Source organism: Pseudogemmobacter sp. TB195 (genome assembly GCF_058313095.1).
Map to the genome: position 1 here is coordinate 1 of NZ_JBZEGG010000056.1, position 10,449 is coordinate 10,449.

The 10,449-nt window shown below is 63.3% G+C and carries 12 protein-coding genes; all 12 read left to right on the plus strand.

Annotation, left to right across the window (positions count from 1 at the left end; translation table 11 throughout):
- Nucleotides 1-345, plus strand: a 345-nt coding sequence (locus AC4FS3_RS28090; protein ID WP_491023276.1) for a lytic transglycosylase domain-containing protein, incomplete at its 5' end; no start/stop codon positions are given.
- Nucleotides 345-632 (plus strand): TrbC/VirB2 family protein, encoded by a 288-nt coding sequence (locus AC4FS3_RS28095; RefSeq protein WP_035715012.1) that lies wholly within the window; start codon nucleotides 345-347, stop codon nucleotides 630-632. The genes AC4FS3_RS28090 and AC4FS3_RS28095, both read left to right, overlap by 1 nt.
- A 12-nt stretch (nucleotides 633-644) precedes the next feature.
- Nucleotides 645-923: a VirB3 family type IV secretion system protein gene (locus AC4FS3_RS28100; protein ID WP_035715013.1), complete on the plus strand. Its 279-nt coding sequence runs from the start codon at nucleotides 645-647 to the stop codon at nucleotides 921-923.
- Nucleotides 913-3,303 (plus strand): VirB4 family type IV secretion/conjugal transfer ATPase, encoded by a 2,391-nt coding sequence (locus AC4FS3_RS28105; RefSeq protein ID WP_491023277.1) that lies wholly within the window; start codon nucleotides 913-915, stop codon nucleotides 3,301-3,303. The genes AC4FS3_RS28100 and AC4FS3_RS28105 overlap by 11 nt, the downstream gene beginning before the upstream one ends.
- A 218-nt stretch (nucleotides 3,304-3,521) precedes the next feature.
- Nucleotides 3,522-4,667 carry a lytic transglycosylase domain-containing protein gene (locus tag AC4FS3_RS28110; RefSeq protein WP_491023278.1) on the plus strand — a complete coding sequence of 382 codons (1,146 nt, stop codon included), beginning with the start codon at nucleotides 3,522-3,524 and terminating at the stop codon, nucleotides 4,665-4,667.
- Nucleotides 4,664-5,434 (plus strand): type IV secretion system protein, encoded by a 771-nt coding sequence (locus AC4FS3_RS28115; RefSeq protein WP_491023279.1) that lies wholly within the window; start codon nucleotides 4,664-4,666, stop codon nucleotides 5,432-5,434. The genes AC4FS3_RS28110 and AC4FS3_RS28115 overlap by 4 nt, the downstream gene beginning before the upstream one ends.
- Nucleotides 5,435-5,448: 14 nt before the next feature.
- On the plus strand, nucleotides 5,449-6,096 hold the full coding sequence (locus AC4FS3_RS28120; protein WP_155046098.1) for a VirB8 family type IV secretion system protein: 648 nt from the start codon (nucleotides 5,449-5,451) through the stop codon (nucleotides 6,094-6,096).
- Complete coding sequence (locus AC4FS3_RS28125; protein WP_491023280.1) at nucleotides 6,093-6,818, plus strand: TrbG/VirB9 family P-type conjugative transfer protein; 726 nt, start codon at nucleotides 6,093-6,095, stop codon at nucleotides 6,816-6,818. The genes AC4FS3_RS28120 and AC4FS3_RS28125 overlap by 4 nt, the downstream gene beginning before the upstream one ends.
- The gene (locus AC4FS3_RS28130; RefSeq protein WP_491023281.1) at nucleotides 6,815-8,128 is read left to right on the plus strand and encodes a TraB/TrbI/VirB10 family type IV secretion system protein; all 1,314 of its coding nucleotides are present in this window, start codon (nucleotides 6,815-6,817) and stop codon (nucleotides 8,126-8,128) included. The genes AC4FS3_RS28125 and AC4FS3_RS28130 overlap by 4 nt, the downstream gene beginning before the upstream one ends.
- Nucleotides 8,128-9,132: an ATPase, T2SS/T4P/T4SS family gene (locus AC4FS3_RS28135; protein WP_491023282.1), complete on the plus strand. Its 1,005-nt coding sequence runs from the start codon at nucleotides 8,128-8,130 to the stop codon at nucleotides 9,130-9,132. Before AC4FS3_RS28130 ends, AC4FS3_RS28135 begins: the two co-directional genes overlap by 1 nt.
- Nucleotides 9,133-9,146: 14 nt before the next feature.
- On the plus strand, nucleotides 9,147-9,560 hold the full coding sequence (locus AC4FS3_RS28140; protein WP_491023283.1) for a hypothetical protein: 414 nt from the start codon (nucleotides 9,147-9,149) through the stop codon (nucleotides 9,558-9,560).
- A partial coding sequence (locus tag AC4FS3_RS28145; RefSeq protein ID WP_491023284.1) for a TrbL/VirB6 family protein occupies nucleotides 9,560-10,449 on the plus strand: 890 nt, incomplete at its 3' end. The genes AC4FS3_RS28140 and AC4FS3_RS28145, both read left to right, overlap by 1 nt.

Here is a 10,449-nt window from a genome sequence, read left to right on the forward strand (position 1 = left end):
GTCACCGACTGGGCACTTTTCTACCGGGCCAATATCGAGGTCGAGAGCGCCTATAACCCGGCGGCCCTGAGCCATGCCGGTGCAATCGGCCTTGGCCAGCTGATGCCCGATACCGCCAGCTTTCTCGGGGTCGATCCGAACGACTGGCGGCAGAATCTCGATGGATCGGCCCGTTATCTCCTCCTGATGCTCGAGACCTTCGGCACGCCGGAACTGGCGCTTGCCGCCTATAACGCCGGACCCGAGGCCGTCAGCCGCCACGGTGGCATCCCCCCTTACGTTGAGACCCAGGGCCATGTGGCCCGAGTGCAGGCCGTTTTTGCGCGGCTGAAAGGAACGAGTTGATGAAGTCCCCTTCCGTCACGGCCGTCATGACGATGGCCTTTGTGGTGCTCGCAGGTCCTGCGCTAGCACAGAGTATCGACCTCTCGCCGGTGCAGACACTGCTGCAAGGCATCGTTGATGCGATCACCGGCCCTCTGGGCATCGTGATTGGCACACTGGCGCTGATCGGGGTCTTCCTGTCCTGGCTTTTCGGCATTCTCGATTTTCGTCAGGCGCTTTGGGTGCTGGTGGCGATCGCTGGGATTGCCGCCGCACCGACCATCGTTGCCGCGATCTGGACCACCTGAGGCCAGAGCATCATGGCGGAACAGTCGCGCGTCTTCATCGGCCTCTTGCGGCCCCCCAAGCTGATGGGGCTGCCGATCATGTATGCCATGGTCTGGCTCTTTGGCTCGTCGATGCTGTTCCTCTGGGTCCAGAGCTGGATCATCGTGGTTGCGGCCGGGATTGCCTGGCCGCTCTTGTGGAAGGCGGCGGACTGGGATCCGAACTTCCTCGACGTACTGGTGATCACGCTTCAGGAAACCCCGCCGACGCGGAACCGCAAGCATCACGGGGGCGACAGTTATGCCCCGTGATGCTGCGACCAAAGCAATATATAGCGCCGATCTCGCACTCGACCCGATCTCGGCGCTGCCGGAATGGGCCGGGAAGGAAAAGCGGCTCGCACATATGCTGCCCTATGTCAGCTTGGTCGCCGGCAACACGATCCGCACCCGGGGCAACGAGTTGATGCAATGCATCCGCCTTGAGGGGGTGAACAGCACCACGTCTGAGGATAGCCATCTCGACCGGATCGGGGCACTGCTTGCTGGTGTGGTGGCGCAGGTCGGGACGGAGTTCTCCTTCTATCTGCACAAGGTGTCAAAAGCGGTGGACACGCGGCTGCCACCGATCCCGGGTGATGGGTTTGCAGCGGCAGTCGACGCCCGCTGGCAGGCACAGCTTGCGAAGAGTGGGCTGCGCGACAAGACCCTCACGCTTTCGATCCTGAAACGCCCAGACCCTGGCAGCCGGATCCCCTTAATTGCTGCGGCCTCGCGTGCGCGGCTCGCCGCCGATACCACGCGGAGGCTGCGCAAGCTCGATGAGGTGGTGGGCTTCATGCTCTCCAGCTTCTCCGATCTGAAGCCCCGCCTGCTGACGGCCGAGAGCGGGGAATTGCTGGGCTTCCTCGGCAGCCTGAACACGGGCGAGGAGCACCCTCTCTTCCCGGCCTCGCGCCTCGGCATCCTCGCCGAGGACGTGGCCAACACGCGCGTGACCTTCCGCAGCGCAGAGATCCATCTGACTGATGGCGCCGTGGGCGACAAGTTCGGCGCGATCTTTGCCGTCAAGAACTACCCGGCCAAGACCGACAGTCTGATGCTCGATGAGTTGAACCTGCCGGTCGATATGGTCGTCACCCATTCCTTCGTACCGATCAATTCGAACATCATGGCCGGCCGGATCAAACGCCAGCTACGGCTGATGCAGGCCGCGAATGATGGCGCGGTCAGCCTCGCGCAGGAATTGGAGGTGGCACAGGACGATCTGGAATCGAAGCGCCTGATCTTCGGCGAACACCATATGACCGTGGCGGTCTATGCCAGATCCCGGGCCCATCTCGACGATATCTGCGCCGAGATCCGCAACATCTCGGCCAGTTCCGGCATCAACCTCATCTCGGAAGGCTTTGGTTCGCGCGCGCATTACATGGCGCAGCACCCGGGGAACACCGGCGCGCGGAGCCGCAAGGCGGCGATCACCAATCACAATTTCGCGGATCTGGCGACATTCCACCGCACCCCACTTGGGAAGACCGGTGAGGAACTGCCCTGGGGCGTGCCGATCACGCTGTTTCCAACCCCGGAGCGCAGCGGTTTCCGGTTCAGTTTCCATGAACAGGGCTCGCCTCTGAAAGAGCCGACCGGCGGGCACACTCTGATCCTCGGACGTCCCGGTTCCGGCAAATCGGTGCTGGCTGCGTTTCTGATGACCATGGCCCGCCGGGCCGGTGCCCGGCTCTTCATCTTTGATTACCGCGCCGGCATGGAAATGGCGGTCCGCGCTCTCGGCGGCAGCTATGCCACCGTACGCGCGGGCAAACCCACCGGGCTGAACCCACTTCAGACCGAGATCGACAATCGAGGTCAGGCCTGGCTTGCCGATTGGTTGGCAACGCTCCTTGAACGCCGCGACCGACCGCTGACCCCTGTTCAGACCAACCGCCTGCAGGAAGTCGTGCGCCAGAACGCCGGTGCCGACCACGCGGGGCTTCGCAACTGGTCAGACTTCGCCTCACTGCTGGTCTCGACCGATGATGATGGCGATCTTTTTGAGCGAATGCAGGAATGGACCGAGACCGGCCGCTATGGCTGGATCTTCGGGGCCAACCCGCAAGACAGCTTCTCGCTCGGCGGTGAAGTATCCGGGTTCGATCTGACGGGCATCCTCGATTCCGAGAGTGAGCGCGAGCGGATGGCCGTCCTCTCCTACCTTTTCCGCCGGGTCGAGCGGGTGATCGAGGATCGCCGCCCGACGGTGATCCTGATTGATGAAGCCTGGAAGGCGCTCGACAATGGCTATTTCGCGGACCGATTGAGCAACTGGCTCGTCACAGCCCGGAAACAAAACGCGGTCGTTGTGATGATGACGCAATATGCGAGCCAGCTCGAGCGCACCCGCACCGGCAAGACCATCGTCGAAGCGGTGCCGACGCAGATCCTGCTGCCAAACATCCGCGCCAGCGCAGCCGATTACGCGATGCTCGGTCTCAGCGAGAAGGAACTCGATGTCCTTCTGGGCGTGGGCACCGCCTCGCGCCTGGCGCTGGTGCGCGACGACCGTGGCTCGGTTGTCATCGATGCCGATCTCTCAGCCCTCGGCCCTCTCGTGACCGTCCTTGGCGGAATGGAAAAGGGCGAGCAACTCGTGGGGGCGGACTACCGCGACCGCCCTGATTTCTGGAAGGTGTAGTGTGATGTCTCGTGTAAATTGTGCCCGGCTTATCCATCTTCCCGTCCTCGGCAGTCTCCTGCTCCTTGCCGCTTGTGCAAGTGGGCAGGCCCCACGAGCCAATTGCTTCAGTTTCGCTGAGCGCTCAACTGGCGTCACGGTCTCGACCATGGGCGGCGAGGTCTCGCGAGCGGCAGACCCTTGCGCTTTCACCCTGATCGGCGCGGCGAACTGACGCCATGGCGCGGATCTTGCCACAGGTTATGATCGGCATTTCGCTTGCGCAGCCCTTGGGCGCGCAGGGCGTGCCGACATTTGACGCTCAGGGCTTTGCCAGAACGGCGGCGACGATTGCGCAGCGTGATCAGGACATCGCGTTGCAGCGGGATCGGCTGAGCCGGGAAGAGGAACTGGCCGAAATCGAGCGCCAGCAACTGGCCTCACTTGAGAGCATCCTTGGCGCGATGACTGTCGGCGCCAGTGTGTCCGTTGGTGCGAGTGTGGCCGCGCTGGAGGCCGGGAACGGGGGAGAGACGGCTGCATCGGCGCTCTTTGCGACCGAAGACGGCAACCCCGCCGCGACCCGACGGTTCGGCGACGCCCGCGAAACGGTCGAGGAATTGATCATCCGCGGGGCTCGCGACACCTACTCTCTTTCCGGCGTGTCGCGCGCAGGGCTGACGCCGGTGCAATGGCGCTGCCTGCTGCAGGCGCTGATCTGGCAGGAAAGCCGCTTCCAGATCGGAGCGCAGTCTGGTGTCGGTGCCTTTGGCCTGACGCAGATCATGCCCGGCACCGCAGGTGACCTCGGTATCTACCCGGCCTATTACGATGATCCCTATTTGCAGGTGACCGGCGGCGCGCGCTACCTCGCACAGATGCTCGGCATGTTTGATGGCAACATCATCCATGCGCTCGCCGCCTATAACGCCGGGCCCGGCCGTGTGCAGCAATACAGCGGCGTGCCACCCTTTGCCGAGACCCAGAACTATGTCGTGGTCATCCCGGCGCAATACAATCGGTACCTCGCTATTGTGGGCGGCCCCGATGCGCTTGGCACCATCGATCCCGTGCTGCTGGCCAATGCGAGTTTCAGCCTCTCGGCGCATGGATCCGGTGTCTATGGCGATTATTCCATGGTGTCGGTTCAGGCTGCGGCACAGCGTTTACATGACATAATTAGTCTTATCGGAACAACTGAAGACGTGCAGGCGTCCATCGCCCTGAACACCTATGCGCGCGCCGAACTGGCCCGGATTGTTGCCATCCGCACGCGGCTGAAAGCGGCGCAGACCCAACCCCTGAGTGATGAACAGATCGCGCTGGCCGCTGCACAGGCCGCCGAGCGGCGGTTCATGGATTTCCGATTGGAGGATTTGCGATGAGTCGGTTTCTGATCAGCACGGCGCTTTGCCTCTGTGCCGCCAGCGGCGCCTCGGCCCAGGGAGTGCCTACGGTCGATACCCAGAACATCGCTCAGGAAATTCGTCAGCTGCAGCAGATGCTGGAGGATTTCGGGATCCAGAGCGACATTTTCGAGAATGCGCTCGAGCAGCTGGACATGCTTCAGCAGCAGTTCGACCAGTTGCAGAGCATGTATGCCTCGCTGACCGGCCCGCGCGAAATCCTCGGCCTCATCATGGGCGGCGAGTTGGACCAGCTTCTCGAGGCCAAGTTCGAGGACCTTCCCGGCCTGATCCGCGGCATCCAGCACGGCGACTGGAGCAACCTGCTCGGGGTCACCGCGGGCCCGATGCGCACCCAGATGCAGCAGGCATTGGCGAGCGCGGGTTTCGACGAAGATTCCTTGCGTGAGATCGCGACCAGCGGGAACCCAGGGGCCGAAGGCATTGCGACAAGGGCCACCACAGGCGCGGTGCTCTCGGCGGCGGCACAGAACAGCCATGAGGAGGCGGCGCAGTCCTTAGCGCGGGTCGAGCGACTGGTCGCGATGATCCCCGACATGGACGATCTCAAGGCCTCGATGGATCACAACACACGCGTGACGGCAGAACTCGCGATCGCCATGACCCGCATGTGGGAGCTGGAGGCGATCCAGACCATCGGAGCGGGCAATGCAGGCGTTGTCGATGCCGCGACCATTGCCCAGGAGCGGCGTTACATGGACTTCACCATGCCGAGCCTCGAATGACGGCGGGTGCGAGTATGGACCTGCGAGAAGTCGTCGAGGAAGAGCTTGTCTATGGCGCGCTCCGCCGGGAGCGCCAGTGGCGGGTGATCGGTCTGTCAGGGGCTGGGTTCGGGGTTGTGGGCTGCCTTGCCGCAGCGGCAGTCGCAGTTTTCGTCGAGCCGCCGCTGCCTGTGGTGGTGCCCTACGACCCGGAAAGCGGCCTCGCCTTGCCGAACGCGACTGTTCAGGCGGTGCGACTGTCAGAGCGCCCGGCGGTGATTGAGTCTCAGATCTATCGCTACATCCTTGACCGCGAGACCTATAATCAGCTCGACAACGACCTGCGGGTGAACCGGGTGCTGGCACAGTCCATCGGCGCAGCGGAGGCCAGCATGCGGGCGATGTGGACCAGTGGTCAGGAGAGTTTTCCTCCGACCCGCTATGGCGCCACATCTGAGATGGCGGTCGAGATCGCCAGCATCACCCTGATCGGCGAGAACCGCGCGCAGGTTCGGCTGCGCAAGCGCCTGACAAGCCCGCAGGGGGGCCAGGTCGGCCTCTTCACCGCAACGCTGATGTTCGAATTCCGCCCGGAGCGCGCCCGCAGCATCGACGATGTCTGGCAAAATCCCTTCGGCTTCACCGTCACCCAATATGCCATCAGATCGGACCGGTCGGAATGAAGCTCGCCCTGCCCCGCCTACTCCTCCCCTCCCGGCTTCTTTCCGCAATCCTGATCGTCGCGGCCCTGCCAGCATTCGCCGAGATCACACCGCGCCCCGGATCGCATGACAGCCGGGTGCGCGTGGCAACCTGGACCGAGGGTCAAGTTTACCGTGTGGTCACCAACTTGACCCGCGTGACTTCGATAGAGTTCGGAGAAGGAGAAACCATCCGCTCGATCATCGCGGGCGACACGGCGGGATTCCAATTCGACGGCGTGCCGGGCGGCCGGGCCTTTGCCATCAAGCCCGTGGCGTCAAATGTGGCGACCAACATCACCGTCTATACCAACCGGCGCTCCTACTACTTCCATGTCGTCGAAGCGCGCGAGACCCCGCATTATGTCGTGCAGTTCCGCTATCCGGATGCTGCCACGCCTGCAGTCAATGCCGTCGCTGCCGGTGCGCCGAACAGCAATTATGCCGTGAGTAGCCAAACCGAGTTCACACCGACAGCGGTCTGGGACGATGGCACATTCACCTATTTCCGTTTCCCGCGGAACGCGCCGATGCCCGCGATCTTCCGCTGGACCGGCGGGCGTGAGCGCACCGTGAATTCGGTCGCGCAGGAAGAAGGCGTGATCCGGGTCTCCGGGGTGCACCGCCAGTGGGTCCTGCGTCTCGGCGAGGAGGTCATCTGCATCCAGGACATGTCGGGTGCCGACGGTGGGGCATCGTCATGAGCATTGATCCTGACGACCTTGCGACCCGCCTCAAAGCCATAGAAGCCTCCACGGGAAAACGTAAAGCGCCCGCCCGCCCCTCTCTCTTTGCGGCCCTGCTCGGCAGCGCTGCCATTCTGATGATTGGTGGACTGGGCTGGATGCTGCTGCAGCCAAAGCCCGAGCCCAGTTTACCCACTGCGGCGGCAGAGGAGTTCCAAAGCGCGGGGTCAGGCTTCGGCGAATTCCCCGCGACTCCGGTTCCAGAACCTGCTCCGGCGCCCGCGCCGGTTCCTGAAGGGCCAAGCGCTGCAGAGCTCGAGCTGCGAGAAACGCTTGGGAGATTGCAAGCCGAACTGGCCGAATTGCGCGCGCGTCCCGTAGAGACGGGCGATCCAGCGGCACAGGCAGCCATCGCGGATCTGACAGCACAACTGGCAGCACTGGACGCCTCGAACGCGGAAGCCCGCGGCGCTCTTGAGCGGCAGCTCGTCGAGCGGGACCGCGAGCTGGAGCGCATTCGCATGGATCTTGAGATTGCCCGGCTTGGAGCGCCCGGCACCGGCGAGGAAGATGCAAGGCTTGCCGAACTCGAACGCCGGCGGGCCGCCGAGGCAGCCGCGCGCGAGGCCCGCATCACCTCCCCCATGCTTGCCTGGTCCGGTGTGGGTGGGGGAGCGAACGGGGAATCCGAGGTCGAAGCCGCTCGACTGAGCGCCGACGAGGCCTTCGTGCGGGGTGGCGCGGCGGCGGCGCCCATGACCCGCGCCGAAATCATCGTGAACCCCGGCCATACCGTGGTGCAGGGCACCATGATCCAGGCTGTGCTGGAAACCGCCATGGACAGTGCCTTGCCCGGTGTGATCCGGGCTGTGGTTTCGGAAGATGTGCATTCCTTCGATGGCATCCGCATTCTGATCCCGCGCGGTGCCCAGCTGATCGGACGCTACCGCTCCGAGGTATCCTTGGCGCAATCCCGGGTGATGGTCGGCTGGGACCGGATCATTCTGCCCGACAACCAAACCGTCCAGATCAGTGCTTTTGGCGGTGATGAGCTTGGCCGCTCTGGCGTCACCGGCGATGTCGACAGCCGCTTCGGCACCCGGTTTGGCTCTGCCGCTCTGATCTCCCTGATCGGAGCGGTTCCCGCAGCGGCTGCGGCGAGCATCGATGACGACACGACCTCGGACGCGGCAAGCGATGTGGCGACGGACCTGCGCGATGCCAGCCGCAGCGTGATGCAGGACTATCTCTCGATCCGTCCGGTGATCCGCGTGCCGCAGGGAACGCGCATCACCGTGATGGTCGACCGCGATCTGGAGATCCTCTGATGGCGGCAAGCTATCTCGAAGCCTCGCTGGTACGGCTGGGGGATCCGATCCGCCGCCCTGATGTGATCGAGATCTGCATCAACCCCGATGGCCGGGTCTGGGGCGAGTTCCAGGGCGATCACTTCATGCGAGACCTGGGTCAGCCACTCACCCAGATCGAGATCCGCGACCTGGGCAATCAGATTGCCTCGGCGGCGAACACGACGCTGAGCAACCGCAAGCCCATCGTGTCGGTCAGCATCCTTTGGGGGGATCGACCGATCCGGGCTCAGGTCATCCAGCCGCCGGCCGTCGAAGGCGGGTTTTCCATCTCGCTGCGCTTCTTCTCGACGCTACCCCTCGAGCAAATCAGGCTTGGGTTTCTCTACGGGCGCGAACGCAGCCTTGAGGGGCTGCGAAAGGAACGCAATCTCGCGCTGCGGAAGGTTGTGGCATCCGGCGAGATCGAAGCTGCGCTGCGCTTTTGCGTCGAGAACAAGCTGAACATGATCGTCTCCGGCGGCACTTCCACCGGCAAGACCGTCGCCGCCCGCAAGATCATCTCTCTCATCCCGGATGAAGAGCGCATCCTGACCATCGAGGAGGCGGCCGAACTCAGACCCGAGCAGCCGAATGTCGTGACGCTGATCTCGGACAGGGAATCTGACGCCCGCAGCGCCGATGCTCTCCTGACCTCGACCCTGCGCATGCGTCCGGATCGGATCGTTCTGGGCGAGGTGCGCGGCAAGGAGGCCATGACCTTCCTCGAGGCGATCAACACCGGCCACGGCGGATCGCTGACCACGCTTCACGCCGAGACACCGCAGCTCGCCGTCCGTCGTCTTGCCATTGCCGCCCTGAAGACGGACCTTCCGATGACCTATGCCGACATGATCACCTACATCGACGGCTCGATCGACGTCATCATACAGGCCGGCCGCCATGAAGGGGCCAGAGGCATCACCGAATTCTACCTGCCCGGCATCGCTTCTGAAGAGGCCCCCACACGCCTTGCCGCCGAATGACGAAAGGAAACCCCATGCGTGTTCTCGTTCTCGCCGCTGCCGTTTGCACCGCCGCCCTTCCGGCCATCGGCCAAACGCCCGTCACCAACGATCTGACACCCACGCTTGAGCCGCAGCGCTACCGGATCTGCAATGACAGGTCTGAGCGCCCGGCATGGGTTGAGGAACTGCACATCCGGGAAGCCTGGAAGGCAGTTACTCTCATGGAGCTCTACGAGGTTCGGGCTTGGGAAAGCATCGCATCCACGCAGGACTGCTCTTGCGAAACCCGCTTCCCGGAGTGGACGGCGGCTGACGAAGAGTACCGCGAGCGGTATATCGAGCTGCCCCAAGGTGAGCAGACCGCGCTTCGCCGGGAGCTCAGGGCGCACCAGCGCACCATTGCGGATCGCGTCCAATCCATCTGCGAAACGCAGGGCAACTGGTAATGGGTGTCGTCAGCTGGATGGTCGGTTCAGCCGATAGCTTCCTCGCCTCGGCTGCGGAATCGCAGTTCGGGGCTGTGGCAAGCAATATTGGCACGATCACCCTGCTGATGGTCACGCTCTCCCTGATCGGCCTCTGCATCAACATGGCCTTCCAGTATCGCAGCATGGATGGCGCAACCTTCTTCTGGTACCTGCTGAAACTGACCCTGATCGGTTTCTTCGCCTTTAACTGGACCCGCTTCAATGCGGTGGCGAACGCGGTGATCGGTGGCCTGGACTATATCGCAGGGGCCTTAGTCGGATCGGTCGGGGGCGGCGGAGCTGGCGCAACCCATTTCGCTGGCGAGTTCGATGATCTGATCGAACAGTTCTCGGCCTATCTGAATGCCATTGGCAATAACTTGGGGTGGATGACAGGCGCGATCCTGGGCGGCATCGGCCTCATCTTGCTCAGCATCCTCGGCTTCATGACCGGGATCGTTCTGATCTTCGCGAAGATGATGCTCTCGCTCATGTTGGGCCTGGCGCCGCTGATGATCGCCCTGTCGCTCTTCGATGCGACCAAGGACTTCTTCCACCGCTGGGTTTCCACAACCGTCAGCTATGCCTTTTACCCCGTCGTCATCGCCGCGATGTTCTCGACCGTGGTCGGCATGGCAAATGCCCTCCTTGCGCAGGTCGGAGACCCGGAGTCCGCCACCAACATCGGCTCGCTTATCCCCTTCTTCGTCATGATCTTCCTGGCGAAGGGCTTCGTTGCTGCAACGCCTCTGATCGTGCGCGGGCTGTCGGGGAATTTCATGGTGGTGGCGGGGCCGGCTGTTGCTGCCGGAACTGCAGCCATGACCCGTGGGATGCTGAACACGCGCGGTGTGCAGAGCCGCGAGCG

What these genes read in the sequence shown, in the direction of transcription:
- AC4FS3_RS28105 (WP_491023277.1), top strand. Translation starts at nt 913, where the DNA reads ATGCCCCGTGATGCTGCGACCAAAGCAATATATAGCGCCGATCTCGCA.
- AC4FS3_RS28100 (WP_035715013.1), top strand. Translation starts at nt 645, where the DNA reads ATGGCGGAACAGTCGCGCGTCTTCATCGGCCTCTTGCGGCCCCCCAAG.
- AC4FS3_RS28140 (WP_491023283.1), top strand. Translation starts at nt 9,147, where the DNA reads ATGCGTGTTCTCGTTCTCGCCGCTGCCGTTTGCACCGCCGCCCTTCCG.
- AC4FS3_RS28130 (WP_491023281.1), top strand. Translation starts at nt 6,815, where the DNA reads ATGAGCATTGATCCTGACGACCTTGCGACCCGCCTCAAAGCCATAGAA.
- AC4FS3_RS28095 (WP_035715012.1), top strand. Translation starts at nt 345, where the DNA reads ATGAAGTCCCCTTCCGTCACGGCCGTCATGACGATGGCCTTTGTGGTG.
- AC4FS3_RS28120 (WP_155046098.1), top strand. Translation starts at nt 5,449, where the DNA reads ATGGACCTGCGAGAAGTCGTCGAGGAAGAGCTTGTCTATGGCGCGCTC.
- AC4FS3_RS28125 (WP_491023280.1), top strand. Translation starts at nt 6,093, where the DNA reads ATGAAGCTCGCCCTGCCCCGCCTACTCCTCCCCTCCCGGCTTCTTTCC.
- AC4FS3_RS28135 (WP_491023282.1), top strand. Translation starts at nt 8,128, where the DNA reads ATGGCGGCAAGCTATCTCGAAGCCTCGCTGGTACGGCTGGGGGATCCG.
- AC4FS3_RS28115 (WP_491023279.1), top strand. Translation starts at nt 4,664, where the DNA reads ATGAGTCGGTTTCTGATCAGCACGGCGCTTTGCCTCTGTGCCGCCAGC.
- AC4FS3_RS28110 (WP_491023278.1), top strand. Translation starts at nt 3,522, where the DNA reads ATGGCGCGGATCTTGCCACAGGTTATGATCGGCATTTCGCTTGCGCAG.